The organism is Streptomyces sp. NBC_00223 (assembly GCF_036199905.1).
Lineage (GTDB): Bacteria > Actinomycetota > Actinomycetes > Streptomycetales > Streptomycetaceae > Actinacidiphila.
This window is the reverse complement of the sequence record NZ_CP108109.1, coordinates 6,917,269-6,936,038: the sequence shown is the minus strand read 5'-3', so window position 1 is coordinate 6,936,038 and position 18,770 is coordinate 6,917,269. Positions and strand designations below refer to the sequence as shown.

The following is an 18,770-nucleotide window of genomic DNA, read 5'->3' as shown; positions in this document are numbered from 1 at the left end:
ATGACCGGGCACGGAATGGGCCGGGGGGTGCTGCGTCCGGCGGTCGCCGCAAGCCTCTTCGAGGTGCGGACGCACCCGCCCGCGGCCGCGCTGGCGCCCTTCGTCGAGTTCTACTGGAATCCGCGGTGGGATCTGCGGGGGCGGCCGGACCACGAGCAGAAGGTGCTCGCGCACCCGAATGTGCATCTCGTCTTCGAGCCGCCGGAGCCGCTGGTGTACGGGGTGCAGCGTGGGGTGTTCACCCGGGTGCTGCACGGCAGAGGCCAGGCGTTCGGGGTGAAGTTCCGGCCGGGCGCCTTCCGGCCGCCGGCCGGGGGGCCGGTGGCCGAGCTGGCGGACCGCGCGGTGCCGGCGGCCGGGCTGTTCAGCCCGGAGGTCGCCGAGGTGGGCCAACGGGTGCTGGCGCTGGACGACCTCACGGAGATGGCCGCGCTCACCGACGGCTTCCTGCTCGGTGTGCTGCCGCCCGCCGGTACGGACCCGCGGGTGGCGGAGGTCGCGGCGCTGGTGGAACGGATCACGGCGAGCCCGCAGCTCTTCCGGGTGGACGAGCTGGCCCGCGAGCTGGATCTGCCGGTACGGCGGTTGCAGCGGCTCTTCGCGCAGTACGTGGGGGCGTCGCCGAAGTGGGTGCTGCGCAGGGCGCGGCTGCACGAGGCCGCCGCACGGGCGGACGAGGGGGCGGACGTGGACTGGGCGGCGCTGTCCGCGGACCTCGGCTACGCGGACCAGGCGCACCTGACCCGTGACTTCGCGGCGGCGGTCGGCTCGCCGCCCTCCCGCTACACCCGCGCACAGCCCCTGGCGGGCAGCACTTCCCTGCGCGGCGCCGCGGAAAGCGAGCGCTTGGGGGATGGGGGGAAGGTGGACCATAATGGACGGGATACATCGGAGGTCTGGCGGCGTCGCAAGACCTGACCAAAGGGGAGGGCCCGCTCATGGCGGTCACCGACGAGGCCATTGAGAAGATCAAGGAGATGATCGTCTCCGGAGCGCTGCGGCCCGGCGACCGTCTCCCCAAGGAGAGCGAGCTCGCGGCCGAGCTCGGTCTGTCCCGCAACTCCCTGCGGGAGGCCGTCCGCGCGCTCTCCCTGATCCGTATCCTCGACGTCCGCCAGGGCGACGGCACGTACGTCACCAGCCTCGACCCCCAACTCCTGCTGGAAGCGCTCAGCTTCGTCGTGGACTTCCACCGGGACGACACGGTCCTGGAATTCCTCGCGGTGCGCCGCATCCTGGAGCCGGCCGCGACGGCGATGGCCGCGCTCCGGATACCGTTCGAAGAGCTCGACGTGCTCTTCGGCAAGCTGGACGCGCTCGGGCCGCAGCCGTCCGTGGAGGAACTGGTTGCCTCCGACCTGGAGTTCCACCGCGGCATCGTGCAGGCTTCCGGCAACTCCGTGCTGTGCTCGCTGCTCGACGGCCTCTCCGGGCCGACCACCCGGGCCCGGGTCTGGCGCGGCCTCACCCAGGAGGACGCGATCAGCCGCACCCTCCAGGAGCATCGCGCGATCCTGGCCGCCCTGCGGGACCGCGACGCGGAGGCGGCCCGCTCCTGGTCCACGGTCCACATCGCCAGCGTCGAACAATGGCTCCGCTCCACGCTCTAGCCTCCGGCAGGGCAGGGCAGGGCAGGGCAGGGCAGGGCAGGGCAGGGCAGGGCAGGGCAGGGCAGGGCAGGGCAGGGCGGTCGGCCCAGAGGCACGAGCAACCGGCCACCGGCCGGTGGCCCGGAAACCGACCGCCGAGGGCAGGGCGGTCGGCCAGGGGCGCTGGGGCCACCCTGACCACGGCGACGAGCCCAAACAAGGGGCGCGAGGAACTGCGCGAGCAACCCACCACCAGCGGGTGGTCCGGAAACCGACCGATGGGGGCAGTGCAGGCGGACAGGGGGCGCTGGGGGCACGCCCGGGCAAGTTTAGGGGCGCGAGCAACCCACCACCGGCCGGTGGTCCGGGCACCGACCGGTGGGGGCAGGACCGGCGGCCCCCTCAGCTCAAAGCACCGCGGAGTCGATAGACCCGCACCGCGTTCCCCCCCAGCACCCCATCCCGCTCGGCCCGCGCCAGCGAACCCGTCGCCTGCTCGGCCAGCGCGAACACATCCGCGTACCGCCCGGCGAGCGTGCACACCGGCCAGTCCGAACCGAACAGCACCCGCTCGGGCCCGAAAACGTCCAGCAGATGCCGGGCGTACGGAAGTACGTCCCGCGGACGCCACTCCTCCCAGTCCGCTTCCGTGATCAGTCCGGAGAGCTTGCAGCTGACGTGCGGCAGCGCCGCCAGCGCGGCGATCTGCCCGGCCCACGGCTCCCACTCCCCCGCCGCGACCGGCGGCTTCCCGCCGTGGTCGAGCACGAACCGCAGCTCGGGCAGCGCCTGTACGGTCGCCACCGCCGCGGTCAGCTCGCGCGGGGTGACGAGAAGGTCGTAGACCAGCCCCGCGTCGGCCAACGCCCGCAGCCCCGCCCGGACTTCGGGGCGGCCCAGCCACCACGGGTCGGCCTCGTCCTGCACTTGGTGCCGTATCCCCACCAGCGGGCCGGTGGCCGCCAACGAGGCGAGGACGGCGGGCAGTTCGGGGTCGGTGAGGTCGGCCCAGCCGACGACTCCGGCGATCCGGCCGCCCGACTGCTCCGCCAGCTCCAGCAGTTCACGCGTCTCGTCCAGGGAGGAGCTGGACTGGACGACGACGGTCGCGTGGATGTCGTGCGCGGCCAGGTCGGGTTCGAGCTCAGCGAAGCGGAAAGTGCGGGCGATCGGGTCGAGCGCGTCGCCGACGAGCCAGGGCTGCGGCCGCCGTTCCAGATCCCACAGATGGTGATGGGCGTCGATGCGCATCGCTCACTCCCCCACGACGGGACCGGCCCCGCCCTCGGACAGCGGCTCGCCGGACAGCCCGGCCCCGGCCGACGCCACCGGCAGCGGCACGTCCTCGTCCAGCAGCCCGCGCTCGACCAGCGCATGCCACATGGCGTCCGGGATGTCGTGCCCGAACATCTCGGCGTTGTCCCGCACTTCGGCCGGGCTCGCGGCGCCGACCACCGCCGAGACCACCGAGGGATGGGCGAACGGGAAGCGCAGCGCGGCCGCCCGCAGCGGCACCCCGAACTCCGCGCAGACGCCCGCCATGTCCTGGGCACGCCGCAGCAACTCCTCGGGCGCGGCCACGTAGTTGTAGTGCGCTCCGGGCTTGGGGTCGGCCAGCAGCCCGGAGTTGTAGACACCGCCGACGACGACCTGCGTACCGCGCCGCTCGCACTCGGGCAGCAGGTCGTCGAACGCCGTGCGTTCCAGCAGGGTCCAGCGGCCCGCGCACAGCACCACGTCGACATCGAGGTCGGCGACCAGCCGGGCCATGACGCCGCTGTAGTTCATACCGAAGCCGATGGCCTTGACCAGCCCCTGGTCGCGGAGCGCGGCGAGCGCGGGGAAGCCGGACGCGTACACCTCGCGCAGATGGTCCTCGACGTCGTGCAGGTACACGATGTCGACATGGTCCACGCCGAGGCGTTCCAGTGAGCTTTCGAGCGTGGCGCGGATGCCGTCGGCGGTGAAGTCCCAGACCCTGGCCCGGTCGGGGGTGTCGGTGAAGCCCTGGCCGTCGGGGACTTCGCCGGGTTCGAGGTCGCGCAGCCTGCGCCCGACCTTGGTGGACAGTACGTACGAGGCACGGTCCCGGCCGGCCAGCGCCCGGCCCAGCCGCTCCTCCGAGCGGCCGAGGCCGTAGTGCGGCGCGGTGTCGAGATACGTGGTGCCCGCGTCGAACGCGGCCGCCACGGTGGCCTCGGCCTCCTCGTCGGTGATGGCCTGGTAGAGGTTGGCCAGCGGCGCGCAGCCGAGGCCGAGCCGGGGCAGTGCCGGTACGGGCATGGTGAGGTGTCTCTCCTGGTTGCTCGTCGGACAGGGCAAGGGGCGTACGGGCGGCGGACCGCCGAGGGTGACGGGCCGCCGTAAGCGGACCGCCGGGGGGCGGGCCGCCGGGGGGCGGGCCGCCGGGGGGCGGGCCGCCGAAGGTGACGGCCCGCCGGCTGCGGGCCGCCGGGTGTTCAGTCCTGCTTCTCGCCGCTGGCGAAGCGGGAGATGATCAGCGCGACGATGATGATGGCACCGTAGAGGAACTTGTCCCACAGCGGCGGCACCCCGCCCAGCGTGGTCACGTTCACCACGAGTTGGAGGGCCACGACACCGGTGAGGGCGCCGAAGAGCGTGCCCCGGCCGCCGTTGAGGCTGACTCCGCCGATCACGGTGGCGGCGAAGACCTGGAAGATCCAGCCGTCGCCCTGGGTGGAGGAGACGGCGCCGTAGTGGCCGACGTAGAGGACGCCCGCGAAGGCCGCGAGCAGGCTGCCGACGGCCAGCACGATCCACGTGATGCGGTTGACCCTGATGCCCGCCGCCCGGGCGGCCTCGCTGTTGCCGCCGATGGCGTAGAGCGCGCGGCCGTGCCGCAGATAGCCGAGCGCGAGGCCGCCGAGGACGAAGAGCACCAGGCAGATCCACACCGCGGCGGGCGCCCCGAACCAGGACGCCTTGCCGAGGTAGGAGAAGGATCCGGGCACCTCGACGATGGACTTGCCCTGCGAGATGCCGTCCTGGAGGCCGCGGAGCATGGTGAGCATGCCGAGGGTGGCGATGAACCCGTTGACCCGCAGCTTGAGGATCATGAAGCCGTTGAAGCCGCCGATCAGCAGACCGACCGCCAGACAGGCCGGTATCGACATCCACCCGGGCAGCACCCCGATGCCGTGGTACGTGGCGCTGCCGCTGCTCGGCATGACCAGCCACATGGCGATCACCGGGGCCACCCCGATGGTCGACTCCAGTGACAGGTCCATCCGGCCGCAGATCAGGATCATGGCCTCGCCGAGCACCAGCAGACTCAGCTCGCTGCACTGCTGGAGCACACCGATCAGATTGTCCGAGGTCAGGAAGGCGGGCGAGACGATGAAGCCGATCACGCCCAGGACGAAGATCACCGGGAGCAGGGACAGGTCCCGGTAGCGGGCGAGCTGGAAGCGCCCGGCGGCGGTGCCCGGTGGACCCGGTACGGCCAGGTCGGCGGCGGTCAACTGGCTGGTGTCACTCATTCCTCGGCTCCCTCGTCGCCGCCCGCGGGCAGCCCTTCCATCGCCGAGACCAGGTCCCGGTCGGTCCATCCGCTGCCGAACTCGGCGATCACCCGTCCGTGGAAGAGCGCGATCACCCGGTCGCAGACCCGCAGGTCGTCCAGTTCGTCCGAGACGATGACGGCCGCGTCCCCCCGGTCGGCGACCCCCCGGACGACGCCGAGCAGCGCGTCCTTTGACTTCACGTCCACGCCCGCGGTGGGTCGGATCGCCACCAGCACCCGGGGTTCGCGGGCCAGCGCCCGGGCGATGACGACCTTCTGCTGATTGCCGCCTGACAGGTCGGCGACCGGCTGGGCGGGCCCCGAGGTCTTGATGTCCAGCGCGCTGATCATGCGCTGGGCGAACGCCCGGGTCCGTGACGGCAGGACGGTGCCGTACGGGCCGAGCTGGTCGGTCACGGAGAGGGTGGCGTTCTCCGCGACACTGCGGCCCAGCACGAGGCCCTGGCGGTGCCGGTCCTCCGGCACGTAGCCGATTCCGGCGCCCAGCGCGTGCGGGACGCTGCCCGGGCGTACCGGCCGGCCCGCCACCGAGGTACGGCCCGCGGTGGCCTTGCGCAGGCCCACCAGGGTCTCGCCGAGCGCGGTGTTGCCGCTGGCGGTGGCCCCGGCCAGGCCCAGTACCTCGCCGGGGCGCACGGCGAAGTCGATGGGCTGGAAGACGCCGTCCAGGGCGAGCCCTTCGGCGCGCAGGACGGCCTCGGCGCCTGTGCCGGGTTTCCCGGGCCCGGCTTCCGCGCCCTTGGCGTGCCAGGCGGTCGTCCCGTGCGTGGCCTCGCCGGTCATGGCCTCGACGAGTTCGGTCTTCCCGAGGTCGGCGACGGGCGCGGTCAGCACATGGCGGGCGTCACGGTAGACCGTGACGGTGCTGCACAGGTCGTAGACCTCCTGGAGGTGGTGGGAGATGAACAGGAAGGCGACGCCCTGCCGTTGCAGCTCGCGCAGCTTGGTGAAGAGCCGGTCGATGCCGGCCGCGTCGAGCTGCGCGGTGGGTTCGTCGAGGATGATGAAGCGGGCGCCGAAGGACAGGGCGCGCGCGATCTCCACGAACTGCCCCTGCTCGACGGTGAGATCACCGGCCCGCGCGGCGGGGTCCACGTCGACCCCGTACTCGGCCAGCAGATCGCGGGCCCGGGTGCGCAGCGCGGACCAGCGGATCCGGCCGTACGAGCCGCGCCGCCCGCCCCCGGCACCCGGCGCCTTGACCGGCGCCTTGCCCGCTGCCGGGTCGGCCGTCGGGCCGGCCGTCGGGCCCGCGGAGAACCTGTTGAGGAACAGGTTCTCCGCGACGGTCAGATCGGGCACCACCATCGACTTCTGGTAGACGCAGGCCACCTTGGTCTGCCACGCGGCGGTGTCACCGGCCGTGGGCGCCGGGACGCCCTGGAAGGAGACCCGGCCCGCGTCCGGGGTGTGCAGCCCGGTCAGCACGGACACCAGGGTGGACTTGCCCGCTCCGTTGCGGCCGACCAGCGCGTGCGAGTCGCCGGCCGCGACGGTGATGCCCACCCGGTCGAGCGCGACGGTCGGCCCGAACCGTTTGACGATGCCCTCGGCGTGGACCGCCGGTGGCGATGGAGCCTCGCCCATGGGTCAGCTCTTCCCGAGCTGATTGGCCCACAGACCGGCGTCGTCCACGTTGTCCTTGGTCACCAGCGGCGCGGGCAGCTGGTCCTCAAGGCCGTTGGGGATCGTGATGATCGTGGAGTCGTGGTCGGTGGGTCCGGGCGCGAACTTCTTCCCGGCCAGGGCTTCCTTCGCGTAGTAGAGGGCGTACTTGGCGTAGAGGTCGGCGGGCTGGGAGATGGTCGCGTCGATCTGACCGGCCTTGATCGCCTTGAACTCCTCGGGGATGCCGTCGTTGGAGATGATCGTGATGTGACCGGCCGTGCCCGGCGGCTTGAGCAGGTGCTTCTGCTCCAGGAGGGCGAGGGTGGGCTGGAGGAACACCCCGCCGGCCTGCATGTAGATGCCGTTGACGTCCGGGTCGGAGGCGAGCGTCGTCTGTAGCTTGGCCGAGGCGACATCGCCCTTCCAGTCGGTGGCCAGCGCGATGACCTTGATGTTCGGGTACTTGGTCTTCATACAGGACGCGAACGCCTCGGAGCGGTCACGGCCGTTGATGGAGTCGAGCGCGCCCTCGAACTCGACGACCTTGCCCTGTCCCTTGAGCTGCTCGCCCAGGTACTCGCACGCCTTCTGGCCGTACGCCTTGTTGTCGGCCCGGACCACCATGTACACCTGCCCCTTGTCCGGGCGGGTGTCCACGCTGATCACCGGGATGTTCTTCTTGGCGAGCGTGTCCAGGGTGGAGGCGATGGCGCCGGTGTCCTGCGGGGCCATCACGATGGCCTTGGCACCCTGGTTGGCGAAGTTCGTCACATTGGCGACGAGCTTGCCGATGTCGTTCTGCGAGTTGCTGCGCGGCAGCGCGGAGACCTCGCCCGCCTTGACACCCTTCTCTATGTAGCTGTTGTAGGAGTTCCAGAAGTCGCTGTCCGAGCGCGGCAGGTCGATACCGACCTTGCCGGAGGTGCCGGCCTTGCTGTCGCTGCCTCTGTTGCAGCCCGCGAGCGCGGTGACCGCGAGCAGAGTGGCACAGGCGGCCACGGTCGTCGTGCGCAGTCTCATCGTCGAGTCCTGCCCTTTCAGTTGGTTGGGTGGTCGGCGCGGTGGGGGGATGACGTGCGGTGGTACGAGATGGTGCGGCTCAGAAGTGATGCGTTCTGCCAGGTGGTCTCAGTTGCCGGCGGGTCGCAGGCGGAGTCCCTGCATTCCGCCGTCGACGGCGAGCGCGGTGCCGGTGACGCTCGCCGCCGCGGGGCTCGCCAGGTAGGCGATCGCCGCGGCGACCTCGTCGGCGCTGACCAGCCGACCCAGCGGCTGGCGGGCGTTGAGGGCCGCTCGCTCGGCGGCCGGGTCCTCGGCCTGGTCGAGGAGGCGGCCGATCCAGGGGGTGTCGGCGGTTCCGGGGTTGACGCAGTTGACGCGGACGCCTTCGCGTACGTGGTCGGCCGCCATCGCCAGGGTGAGGGAGAGTACGGCGCCCTTGGTCGCGCTGTACAGGGCCCGCTGAGGGAGCCCCGCGGTGGCGGCGATGGAACAGGTGTGGGTGATCGAGGCGCAGCCGGGCCGCGCGGCGGCGGCCTCGCGCAGGTGGGGAAGGGCCGCGCGGGCGGCCCTGACCATGCCGAGGACATTGATGTCGATGACCCGCCGCCACTCGTCGTCGGGGTTGTCCTCGACGGTGCCGATGGCGCCGATGCCGGCGTTGCTCACCAGGATGTGCAGGCCGCCGAGTTCGGCCGCCGCCAGGCCCACGGCGGCCCGTACGGCCTGGTCGGAGGTGACGTCGGCGGTCACCGGGAAGGTGCCCTCGGGCGCGCCGGCCGTGTCGCGGTCCAGGACGGCGACGCGGGCGCCGCGGGCGGTCAGCAGCGCGGCGGTGGCGGCGCCGATGCCGGAGGCGCCGCCGGTGACCAGGGCGCTCAGGCCGGCGAAGTCCTGGACGGGAGCGGCGAGAGTGGCGGGGGCGGCGGTCTGCTCGGGCTCACGGGTCTGCTCGGTCATCGGGAGAGCTCCTGTCGGGCCACCCAGACCGGGCCGTCGGGGTAGCGGTAGTCGGTGAGGGTGTCATCGGCCATGCGGGCGGAGAAGCCGGGCGCGCTGGGAGCCTGGTAGCGGCCGTTCTCCATCACCACCGGGTCGGTGAAGTGCTCGTGCAGGTGGGGAACGTACTCGATCACCCGGTCGTCCCAACTGCCGGAGACGGCCACGTAGTCGAACATCGACAGATGCTGGACGAGTTCGCACAGGCCCACACCGCCCGCGTGCGGGCAGACCGGGACGCCGAACTTGGCGGCGAGCAGCAGGATCGCGACATTCTCGTTGACCCCGCCGACCCGGGCGGCGTCGATCTGCACGAAGTCGACCGCCTCGGCCTGGAGCAGCTGCTTGAACACCACGCGGTTGGCGACGTGTTCGCCGGTGGCGACCGGGACCGGCTGCTGGGCGCGTACGGCGGCGTGCGCGAGGACGTCGTCGGGGCTGGTGGGCTCCTCGATCCAGTACGGGTCGTACGGTGCCAGGGCCTTCATCCAGTCGACGGCCTCGGCCACGTCCCAGCGCTGGTTGGCGTCCACGGCGATCCGGATGTCGGGGCCGACCGCCTCGCGGGCCAGCCGCATCCGGCGCAGGTCGTCGTCCAGGTCGCCGCCGACCTTGAGCTTGATCTGCCCGAAGCCCGCGGCGACGGCCTCCTTGGCCAGCCGGGTCAGCTTCTCGTCGGAGTAGCCGAGCCAGCCGGGCTCGGTGGTGTAGGCGGGGTAGCCGCGGGCGCGCAGCAGCGCGGCGCGCTCGGCCCGGCCGGGCTCGGCGCGGCGCAGGATCTCCAGCGCCTCGTCACGGGTGAGGGCGTCGCTGAGGTAGCGGAAGTCGACCAGGTCGACCAGTTCCTCGGGGGTCATACCGGCCAGCAGTTCCCAGACCGGGCGGCCGGCCCGGCGGGCGGCCAGGTCCCAGGCGGCGTTGACGACCGCGCCGGCCGCCATGTGCATCACGCCCTTCTCCGGGCCCAGCCAGCGCAGTTGGGAGTCGTGGGTGAGCAGCCGGTAGAAGGCGCCGAGATCACCGGTCACACTGTCCACCCCGCGCCCGACGACATAGGGTCGGAGGGTCCTGATCGCGGCGGCGACGACGTCGTTGCCGCGGCCGATCGTGAAGCAGAAGCCGTACCCCGCCAGGTCGCCGGGCGCATCCGTACGGAGTACGACATAGGCGGCGGAGTAGTCGGGGTCGGGATTCATGGCGTCCGAGCCGTCGAGCTGCTCCGAGGTCGGAAAGCGGATGTCGTAGACCTCGACCTCGGTGATGGTCGGACTCATGCACACTCCCGTCGGAAGACATCGGATCTTTTTTCGATGGTCCGATGTATAGCGGCGAAACCCGCCGTTCGTCCAGGGGGAAGTCAGAACTTTGTGGATTACAGATCGGATGTCTCGACCGTTTCGACCGTCTCCCCCTGTGGTGCGCCCGCAGACCCTGCGGTGGATCCGACGCGCGGTGATCGCCGGGACCGTGCTGTGCCTGCTGGCCGTGCTGGGGGTCGCGGCGGCGCTGCGGGCGGAGTACGCGGGCAATCCCGCCGCCGCCGGGCGCAGCCGGGGGCACGACGCGGTCTGGCTCGGCCACGCCTGGGTCGACGGCCGCGGCACCGCCGCCGACCTGGACCAACTGCGGGACCGGGTGCGGGGCACCGGTATCCACGACCTGTATGTGCACGCGGGCCCGCTGGAGCACGACGGCAGCCTCGACCCCGCGCTCTACCCGACCGCCGCGCGCTTCGTCGCCGATGTGCACCGGGTGCTGCCCGGGGTCCGCGTCCAGGCGTGGCTGGGTGACACCGTCGCCCACGGCGGCAAGCCGGGACTGCACCTCGGCGACAGCGCGGTACGCGACCGGATCCGGGCATCGTCCGGGCAGATCCTCGACGCGGGTTTCGAGGGCGTCCACCTCGATCTGGAGCCGGTCGCCGCGGGCGACGCCGGCTTTCTGCGGGTGCTGGAGTCCGTGCGCGCGCTCACCTCGGCCCGGGGCGTACCGCTGTCGGTCGCCGTTCCGCAGATCGACCCGCTGCCGGGGCTGCACAGCGTGGCCCACCTGCCGTTCAGCCATCCCAAGTGGTGGCCCCAGTCGTACTTCGCCAAGGTGGCAGAGCGCTGCGACCAGATCGCCGTGATGGCCTACGACACCGCGATGCCCGCCGAATCGCTCTTCGGCGGCTATGTCGCCCAGCAGACCGCGCTCGCGCTGGAGGTGACACCGGCCACGACCGATCTGATCATCGGACTGCCCGGCTATCACACGGACAATATGGGCCATCATGCCTACGCCGAGACCGTCGCCGCCGCCGTCCGCGGCGCCCGCGTGTCGCTGGCCCGCCACGCCCGTGACCGCGTCGCCTTCGGGCTGGCCCTCTATGTGGACTTCCACGCCACCGCCGCCGACTGGGCCGCGTACCGGACCGGTTGGGGCATCGGCTGAATCCAGGTGCGTACGGGCCACCGCCTTGGGGATCATCCTCCTGTGAACACTGCGGAAGCGCGCGCCGTACGCCGTAGGCTGGTGCCGCACGTCATGGAACAGCAGTCGGGGCGGGGACGGCACAGCCCCCTCCGGCCGGAAGGAGGCGCTGGGTGATCGAGCTCGAGGGGGTACCCGAGCTGATCGACCCGGTCATGGTGGCCGCGTTCGAGGGCTGGAACGACGCCGGGGACGCAGCCTCCACGGCGGTCGGCCACATGGACCGGGAGTTCAAGGGGGAGGTCTTCGCCGCGCTCGACGCCGAGGACTACTACGACTTCCAGGTCAACCGGCCCAGCGTGTGGATGGACGGCGGGGTACGTCGGATCACCTGGCCGACGACCCGGCTGTCCGTGGTCCGCATCCAGTCGCCCAAGCCGCGCGATCTGGTGCTGGTACGGGGGATCGAGCCCAGCATGCGGTGGCGGTCGTTCTGCAACGAGATCCTGGGGTTCGCGCACGAGCTGGGCGTCGAGATGGTCGTCGTGCTCGGGGCGCTGCTCGGCGACACCCCGCACACCCGTCCGGTTCCGGTCTCCGGGGTGACGTCCGATCCCGATCTGGCGACGGCGCTCAGTCTGGAGGAGTCGCGCTACGAGGGGCCGACGGGCATCGTCGGCATCCTCCAGGAGGCGTGCACGCACGCGGGCATCCCGGCGGTGAGTCTGTGGGCCGCCGTGCCGCACTACGTCTCGCAGCCGCCGAACCCCAAGGCGACGCTGGCGCTGCTCAACCGGCTGGAGGACCTGCTCGACCTGCGCATTCCGCAGGGCGAGCTGCCGGAGGACGCGCGGGCCTGGCAGGTCGGCGTGGACCAGCTGGCGGCGGAGGACAGCGAGGTCGCGGAGTACGTGCAGACGCTGGAGGAAGCGCGGGACACGGCGGAGCTGCCCGAGGCGTCGGGCGAGGCGATCGCGAAGGAGTTCGAACGGTATCTGCGGCGGCGTGATCCGCAGGGCGGGGGCTACGCGAGTGAGGGCGGGGACGGGGTGCCGGGCTTCCCCCACCTCCGTGACCGCCCACCGGGGCGGTCCGCCCCCTCCGACGAGACGCCGCCGTCCGGCGAGGACGACGACGACGCGCCGGACGACAACACGTAGCCCTAGTCGGGCGGCCCCCGACGACCCGCCGCCGCGCCGGCTCGGCACCGCCGGACCACGCCATCCCGCGTCCCACCGTCGCGGCGGAATGGGGGTGCCCGGCACCCAGCCGCCAGCCCGGTTGGGCACCGCCGAACCGCGTCGTCCCGCGTCCCGCCGCGGCGGCGGGAAGAGGTTGGCGTGGCCGCCAACGACCGCGTCAAGCCCCGGTCCATCGCCCACACCGACCGCCCGCCGGCTCGGCACCGCCGGGCCACGCCGTCCCGCGTCCCGCCATCGCGGCGGGAATGGGGGTGCCCGGCACCCAACCGCCATCGCGGAAAGCACCGCGCGAGTGCGCCGCCGCGCAGCGGGGCCCCGGCGGCAGCCGGTTCGGCACCGCCGGACCAGACCGTCCCGCGGCCCGCCATCGCGGCGGCGGGAAAGGGGGTGCCCGGCACCCAGCCGCCGTCGCGGACAGCGACATGCGAGGGCGGCGCGCTCGGTCACTCAACCCCCGGCGGCAGCCAGCTCGGCACCGCCGGGACACGCCGTCCCGCGTCCCGCCATCGCGGCGGAATGGGGTGGGGTGTGCTTGGACGTCCTTCCGCGGCGGGAGGGGGCGCCCGACGGTGGGGCGCCCCCGGTGGTGCGGCTAGAGGGCTACGCCCAGGAGGGCGTTGATGGCGCGGGAGGCGAGGCCCGGGGCGGCCGTGTCCGGGCCGCCGGAGGCGGACTGGGCCGCCGCCCAGCGGTCCACCGCGACCAGCGCTCGCGGCGCGTCCAGATCGTCGGCGAGCGCCTCACGGATCTCCTCGACCAGCGCCTCCGCGTCCGGCCCGTCAGGCCGCGACACCGCGGCCCGCCAGCGCCCGAGCCGGGCCACCGCCTCCGCCAGCACCCCGTCCGTCCACTCCCAGTCCGACCGGTAGTGGTGGGCGAGCAGCGCCAGCCGGATCGCCGCCGGGTCGACCCCGTCCCGCCGCAACGCCGAGACGAAGACCAGATTCCCCTTGGACTTCGACATCTTCTCGCCGTTGAGCGCGACCATCCCCGCGTGCACGTACGCCTTGGCGTACGGATGCTCCCCGGTGAGCGCCTGCGCGTGCGACGCGCCCATCTCGTGGTGCGGGAAGGCCAGGTCGGACCCGCCGCCCTGGACGTCGAACCCCATCCCCAGATGGTCCAGCGCGATGGCCACACACTCGATGTGCCAGCCGGGGCGCCCCCGGCCGAGCGACCCGCCGTCCCAGCTGGGCTCCCCCTCGCGGGCGGCCAGCCACAGCATCGGGTCCAGCGGGTTCTTCTTGCCCGGGCGGTCCGGGTCCCCGCCGCGCTCGGCGGAAAGGATGCGCATCGTGGTCGCGTCGAGATTCGCGACCTTGCCGAAGTCCGGGTCGGCCTCGACGGAGAAGTAGATGTCGCCGCCGAGCTCGTACGCCGCGCCGGCGTCCCGAAGACGTTCGATCAGCGGGACGATGCCGGGTATGGCCTCCACCGCGCCGATGTAGTGGGTGGGCGGCAGCATCCGCAGCGCGGTCATGTCCTCGCGGAACAGAGCGGTCTCGCGCTCGGCGAGCGCGGTCCAGTCCTCGCCGGTGGCGACGGCGCGCTCCAGCAGCGGGTCGTCGACGTCCGTGACGTTCTGCACGTAGTGGACCTGTCGCTTCGTGTCGAGCCACACGCGCTGGACGAGATCGAACGCGTTGTAGGTGGCCGCGTGTCCCATGTGGGTGGCGTCGTAGGGAGTGATCCCGCAGACGTAGATACGGGCCACGGGGCCGGGGTCGACGGTGACCGGTGCACCGGTCGACGTGTCGTGGAGACGAAGTGGGCGTCCGGTGCCCGGAAGGGCGGGGACGTCGGAAGCGGGCCAGGCATGCATGTCTTGAGGTTAACCGGGCGGCTCACCGTCAAAACGACCGGGAGCAGGGCAGATGCCCTCCCCCGGCGCTCCGGCGTGCTCCGGAGCCCCTCGCGTCACACCGGGCAGAGGCGTCCCGCGCGGGCGCTCACACCGGCGGCCAGGGGATCGAGGGCCACCGCCCGCCCGGCGCCGGGTGCACGCCGGTCTCCAACAGCCGGTCCACCCTGGCCCGCAGCGCGGCCGTCTCCGCGGCCGTCAGCAGCCCGCCAAGGCGCTCCCCCAGCTCCCCCGTCAGATCGGCCGAGAGCTTCCCCAGTACGGTCACCGCCTCGGCCGGCAGCGGCTCCCCGACCCACCCCCACAGCAGCGTGCGCAGCTTGTCCTCGGTGTGGAAGGTCACTCCGTGGTCGATGCCGTAGATCCGCCCGTCGGCCGCCGGGAGCAGATGGCCGCCCTTGCGGTCGGCGTTGTTGATCACGGCGTCCAGGACGGCGATCCGCCGCAGCCGTATGTCGTCGGCGTGCACGAGCAGCGCGGTGCGGCCCTCCGCGACCTCGGCCTCGACCACGGCCTTCCAGCCGGGCGCGGGCTCCAGTTCCTCGGTGAGCGCGAGCAGCGCGTTCTCCTCGTCGCCCGCCGCCTCGATCCACAGCTGCACCATGCCCTCGCCGTACGGCCCGTCGCGCAGCACGGTGGGCGGGACCAGTCCCCAGCCGGTGGCCTCGGAGACCAGATACGCGGCGACCTCGCGCTGGGCGAGGGTGCCGTCGGGGAAGTCCCAGAGGGGTCGCTCGCCCCTGACGGGTTTGTAGACGCACGCCACGGTCCGCCCCTCGTGGGCGGCCTCGCAGTACAGCACGGCGTTGGACGCGTCACGCACCTGGCCGCGTACGGTCAGCTCGCCATGGGCGAGCGGGGCCGTCCCGGAGGTCAGGCCGACCTCCGGTACCCGTTCTGACGCGGGCATACGTGTCCTTCCGGGTCCAGGGGGAGGCTGCACAGCGGGCAGGGCGGGCGTCCGGCGGAGACCACGTCGAGGGCGCGCTTGGCGAAGGAGCGGGCCTGGGCGCCGGTCAGCAGCACACGCAGCAGCGGGGGGCCGTTCTCGTCGTCCTGGAGCAGCTCTTCCTCGGCCGCCTCCAGGTCGTCGTCGTCCTCGCCGACGAGTTCGACCAGGGCCTGCGCCTCGATGACCATGCGCTCATGGGCGCCGTCCCAGGCCAGCGCCATGGTGCCGACCCGGAACTCCTCCTCGACGGGCACGTCGAGCGGCGCGGAGTCGGCGAGTTCGGTCGGGGCGACGGCGGGCACGGGGGCGTTGCCTCCGGTACGTCGCACCACTTCGTCGAGCAGCTCGTCGATCCGCTCGGCGAGGGCGGCCACCTGGGTCTTCTCCAGCGCGACGCTGGTGGTCCGGCCCGCGGCCGTGGCCTGCAGAAAGAACGTCCGCTGACCCGGCTGACCGACTGTTCCGGCCACGAAACGGTCGGGGTGTTCGTAGAAGAAGACCTGACGGGGCACGCCTTGCTCCGTTTACTCGTCTGAACGGCTGTTTGCCTGTGCGGTGGTGTGGTTCTCAGCGGATGAGCTGCCGGTCACCCACCCTACTGCGGAAGCTGATCACACCGTGCCGGTGGAGCCGCCCACCACCGCGTCGCCGGAGGCCGCGGCGGTGTCCTTGCCGGGGGGCGGCAGCAGCCCGGTGAGGTCGCCGGTGTCGCCGAGCCTCAGCAGGAAGGGGCGGTGCGGGGTGTAGCGGACCACGGTGACCGAGCAGGGGTCGGTGCCGATCCGCTGGAAGAGGTCGAGATGCAGCCCGAGGGCGTCGGCGACCAGGGACTTGATGACGTCTCCGTGCGAGCAGACCAGGTAGGTGGCGTCGGGGCCGTGCTCCGCCTCGATCCGCGCGTTCCAGTCGCGTACGGCGTCGACCGCGCGGGACTGCATCGCCCGCATCGACTCGCCCTCCTCGCCGGGGAAGACGGCGGCGGAGGCGTGCCGCTGGACGGTGGCCCACAGCGGTTCCTCGGCCAGTTCGGAGATCTTGCGGCCGGTCCAGTCGCCGTAGTGGCACTCGCCGACCCGTTCGTCGGTGTGCAGCGGCAGTTCGGGACGGGTGTCGAGCAGCGGGCCGACCGTCTCCCGGCAGCGCTGGAGCGGGCTGCTGACGACGGCGGCGAGCGGCAGGGCGGCGAGCCGGGCGGCGAGCGCGGTCGCCTGGGCCCGGCCGGTGTCGTCCAGGGCGACGCCAGGACTCCAGCCGGCCAGCACTCCGTCGGCGTTGGCGGTCGACCGGCCGTGCCGGACGAGGATCACGGTGGGCATGCCCGCCACCGTAACCCTTCCCGGGCGCGGGCGTTGTGCTGGGTGACGGCCGTGGCGGGGAAGATCCCCCCGAGCCCCCACCACGGCCGCGGAATTCGCGCGATCCGCCGTCTCCGGCGGCTCCTTGCTGTCTTGCCCCCTGGGTAAGGTGCACACGGGGTCGAGGGAGACCTCGGGAGTTGGGATCGCGAAGCAGGTGGAGATGTTCAGCAAGGCGACGAGGAGCCGTCCGCCGGCCGAGGCCGGAGCGGGCCCCGCGGGGGCGGACTGGTCTCCGTACGGACGCCTGGAGGACGCCGCCAGGGTGTATTTCCTCCATCCCCAGGTCGCGCTCGACGCGATCGGAGGGGTGCTCGGGCGGCGCCGGGTGCGCGGCTTCACCCTGGAGCGGGTGGTGGACCTCACGGAGGCCGGCGCCTCGGTGTGGCAGGAGGCGGCGGTCTGCGACGGACGGCGGCTGATCCTGTGGCACAGCGAGGAGTTGGCGGACGACAAGGCGCCGGGCGGGACCGTACTCGACTCCTCGGTCCAGGTGCTGCCGCTGAACTCCATCGGGCATGTGGGGATGCGGACGCTGGTCGGGCGGGACGAGCGCGGGCGGCGGGTGGACCGCGGGGTGTATCTGGTGCTGGCCACGGCGATGCCGCACGAGCTGAGCGCGGTGGCCGCCGATCCGGACTCGCCGCTGCCGGTGGCCTCGGCGCGGTTCCGCCCGGAGGCGTTCAGGTTCAGCAAGTCGCTGGACGACGGCGGGGCAGGGCAGATAGCCCGGCTCATCGATTTCGGGCGGCTGCTGGGGCGGTTGATCCCCAGCGGGTGAGAGGGCCGATCCTCTGCGGGTGAGGGGGCCCGGGCGCCGGGCCGTGGTGCCCGGCCGGAGCCGGGGGTGCCGGGCCGGGGCCAGACGCCGGGGTGCCGGCCAAGGCCGAGGCGGGGTGCCGGGGTGCCGGCCGAGGCGGGGCGCCGGGGTGCCGGCCGAGGCGGGGCGCCGGCCAAGGCCGAGGCGGGGTGCCGAGGCGCCGGGCCCGGGCCGGGGCCGGGTGTCGTGCGAGCCCGCCGGGCGCCCGTGTCCGGGCCGCCGCTGTACGGGCCCGCGACCGGCCCCGCCGTACGTCCGCGCGGGTGTCGGGCGTTGCTACGCCAGTCCGGCCTGCTCCAGGGCCTCGACGCCCGCCCGCAGGCCCGCCACCCGCTCGTCCAGGGTGAAGCCCGCCGGGGCGAGCGTGAGGGTGGTGACCCCGGCGGCCGCGTACTCCCGCATCCGGTCGGCGATCCGCTCGACCGGGCCGAGCAGGCAGGTGGAGTCGATGAGTTCCTCGGGCACGGCGGCCGCGGCGCCCGCCTTGTCGCCGTCCAGGTACTTGTCCTGGATCTCCGCGGCCTGCCGCTCGTAACCCATGCGCTGGGCCAGCTGGTTGTAGAAGTTCTGCTTGCGGCTGCCCATGCCGCCGACGTAGAGCGCGGTGTACGGGCGGAAGAGGTCGGCCAGCGCGGAGACGTCCTCGCCCAGCGCCAGCGGCAGCGTCGGGCAGATGTCGAAGCCGTCCAGGGTCAGGCCCGCCTTCTCGCGGCCGGTCCTGATGTGACGGACCGCGGTGTCCTCCAGATGCGCGGCGGAGGGGAAGATCAGCAGGGCGCCGTCGGCGATCTCGCCGGTCTGCTCCAGGTTCTTGGGGCCGATCGCGGCGATGTAGAGCGGGATGTGCTCGCGTTCGGGGTGCACGGTCAGCTTGATCGGCTTGCCCGGGCCGCCGGGCAGCGGCAGCGTCCAGTGCTCGCCCGCGTAGCTCAGCCGTTCGCGTGACATCGCCCTGCGGACGATCTCGACGTACTCGCGGGTGCGGGAGAGCGGCTTGTCAAACTTGACGCCGTACCAGCCCTCCGAGACCTGCGGCCCCGACACGCCGAGGCCCAGCCGGAACCGGCCGCCGGACAGCGAGTCGAGGGTGGCGGCGGTCATCGCGGTCATCGCGGGGGTACGGGCGGGGATCTGGAAGATGGCCGAGCCGACGTCGATCCGCTCGGTCTGCGCGGCCACCCAGGCCAGCACGGTGGGGGCGTCCGAGCCGTACGCCTCGGCGGCCCAGCAGACCGCGTAGCCGAGCCGGTCCGCCTCCCGCGCGACGGCCAGGTTGTCGCCGTCCATGCCCGCGCCCCAGTAGCCGAGGTTGATCCCGAGCCGCATACCGCTCCCCTTTGTCGAGTCCGCCGGTTCTGCCGGTTCTCACGATTTACTGACGAGTAACGTCGCTGTCCCTCCGGACTGTAGCGCTCCCGCGCGGCGCGGG

17 protein-coding genes are annotated in these 18,770 nt (G+C 72.7%); 5 read left to right on the top strand and 12 right to left on the bottom strand.

Features of this window, described 5'->3' with window-relative positions; genetic code table 11:
* Together OHA30_RS29635 and OHA30_RS29630 are read left to right on the top strand one after the other, a co-directional pair.
* Entirely contained in the window at positions 1-918 is a 918-nt protein-coding gene (locus tag OHA30_RS29635) for a helix-turn-helix domain-containing protein (RefSeq protein WP_328916939.1), read from the top strand.
* Positions 919-938: 20 nt separating this feature from the next.
* Positions 939-1,610 (top strand): FadR/GntR family transcriptional regulator, encoded by a 672-nt coding sequence (locus OHA30_RS29630; protein WP_328916938.1) that lies wholly within the window; start codon positions 939-941, stop codon positions 1,608-1,610.
* 381 nt (positions 1,611-1,991) lie between these two features.
* Here the strand turns inward: OHA30_RS29630 and OHA30_RS29625 are convergent, their stop codons facing one another.
* From OHA30_RS29625 to OHA30_RS29595, 7 genes are all read right to left on the bottom strand, one after another.
* Positions 1,992-2,840: an amidohydrolase family protein gene (locus OHA30_RS29625; protein ID WP_328916937.1), complete on the bottom strand. Its 849-nt coding sequence runs from the start codon at positions 2,838-2,840 to the stop codon at positions 1,992-1,994.
* A 3-nt stretch (positions 2,841-2,843) separates the two neighbouring features.
* Positions 2,844-3,872 (bottom strand): aldo/keto reductase, encoded by a 1,029-nt coding sequence (locus OHA30_RS29620; RefSeq protein ID WP_328916936.1) that lies wholly within the window; start codon positions 3,870-3,872, stop codon positions 2,844-2,846.
* Between the two features lie 176 nt (positions 3,873-4,048).
* Complete coding sequence (locus OHA30_RS29615; RefSeq protein ID WP_328916935.1) at positions 4,049-5,089, bottom strand: ABC transporter permease; 1,041 nt, start codon at positions 5,087-5,089, stop codon at positions 4,049-4,051.
* Positions 5,086-6,720 (bottom strand): sugar ABC transporter ATP-binding protein, encoded by a 1,635-nt coding sequence (locus OHA30_RS29610; RefSeq protein ID WP_328916934.1) that lies wholly within the window; start codon positions 6,718-6,720, stop codon positions 5,086-5,088. The genes OHA30_RS29615 and OHA30_RS29610 overlap by 4 nt, the downstream gene beginning before the upstream one ends.
* A 3-nt stretch (positions 6,721-6,723) precedes the next feature.
* The gene (locus OHA30_RS29605; RefSeq protein WP_328916933.1) at positions 6,724-7,761 is read right to left on the bottom strand and encodes a sugar ABC transporter substrate-binding protein; all 1,038 of its coding nucleotides are present in this window, start codon (positions 7,759-7,761) and stop codon (positions 6,724-6,726) included.
* A 108-nt stretch (positions 7,762-7,869) separates the two neighbouring features.
* A complete protein-coding gene (locus tag OHA30_RS29600) occupies positions 7,870-8,700 on the bottom strand; it encodes an SDR family NAD(P)-dependent oxidoreductase (RefSeq protein ID WP_328916932.1) in 831 nt (276 codons plus the stop codon).
* A complete protein-coding gene (locus OHA30_RS29595; RefSeq protein ID WP_328916931.1) occupies positions 8,697-10,013 on the bottom strand; it encodes an L-fuconate dehydratase in 1,317 nt (438 codons plus the stop codon). The genes OHA30_RS29600 and OHA30_RS29595 overlap by 4 nt, the downstream gene beginning before the upstream one ends.
* 139 nt (positions 10,014-10,152) lie before the next feature.
* On the opposite strand from OHA30_RS29595, the gene OHA30_RS29590 reads away from it, so the two are divergent.
* Together OHA30_RS29590 and OHA30_RS29585 are read left to right on the top strand one after the other, a co-directional pair.
* A complete protein-coding gene (locus tag OHA30_RS29590; RefSeq protein WP_328916930.1) occupies positions 10,153-11,172 on the top strand; it encodes a hypothetical protein in 1,020 nt (339 codons plus the stop codon).
* 152 nt (positions 11,173-11,324) lie between these two features.
* A complete protein-coding gene (locus OHA30_RS29585) occupies positions 11,325-12,311 on the top strand; it encodes a PAC2 family protein (RefSeq protein ID WP_328916929.1) in 987 nt (328 codons plus the stop codon).
* A gap of 634 nt (positions 12,312-12,945) precedes the next feature.
* Here the strand turns inward: OHA30_RS29585 and mshC are convergent.
* From mshC to OHA30_RS29565, 4 genes are all read right to left on the bottom strand, one after another.
* The gene (gene mshC, locus OHA30_RS29580; RefSeq protein ID WP_328916928.1) at positions 12,946-14,175 is read right to left on the bottom strand and encodes a cysteine--1-D-myo-inosityl 2-amino-2-deoxy-alpha-D-glucopyranoside ligase; all 1,230 of its coding nucleotides are present in this window, start codon (positions 14,173-14,175) and stop codon (positions 12,946-12,948) included.
* 127 nt (positions 14,176-14,302) lie between these two features.
* Positions 14,303-15,124: an SCO1664 family protein gene (locus OHA30_RS29575; protein ID WP_328916927.1), complete on the bottom strand. Its 822-nt coding sequence runs from the start codon at positions 15,122-15,124 to the stop codon at positions 14,303-14,305.
* The gene (locus OHA30_RS29570) at positions 15,088-15,678 is read right to left on the bottom strand and encodes a DUF3090 domain-containing protein (RefSeq protein WP_328916926.1); all 591 of its coding nucleotides are present in this window, start codon (positions 15,676-15,678) and stop codon (positions 15,088-15,090) included. Before OHA30_RS29570 ends, OHA30_RS29575 begins: the two co-directional genes overlap by 37 nt.
* Before the next feature lie 99 nt (positions 15,679-15,777).
* Positions 15,778-16,482 (bottom strand): histidine phosphatase family protein, encoded by a 705-nt coding sequence (locus OHA30_RS29565; protein ID WP_328916925.1) that lies wholly within the window; start codon positions 16,480-16,482, stop codon positions 15,778-15,780.
* Positions 16,483-16,684: 202 nt separating this feature from the next.
* Between OHA30_RS29565 and OHA30_RS29560 the strand changes: the two genes are divergently transcribed.
* On the top strand, positions 16,685-17,302 hold the full coding sequence (locus OHA30_RS29560) for a hypothetical protein (protein ID WP_328916924.1): 618 nt from the start codon (positions 16,685-16,687) through the stop codon (positions 17,300-17,302).
* 315 nt (positions 17,303-17,617) lie between these two features.
* Here the strand turns inward: OHA30_RS29560 and OHA30_RS29555 are convergent, their stop codons facing one another.
* The gene (locus OHA30_RS29555; RefSeq protein WP_328916923.1) at positions 17,618-18,667 is read right to left on the bottom strand and encodes an LLM class F420-dependent oxidoreductase; all 1,050 of its coding nucleotides are present in this window, start codon (positions 18,665-18,667) and stop codon (positions 17,618-17,620) included.
* Positions 18,668-18,770: the final 103 nt, after the last annotated feature.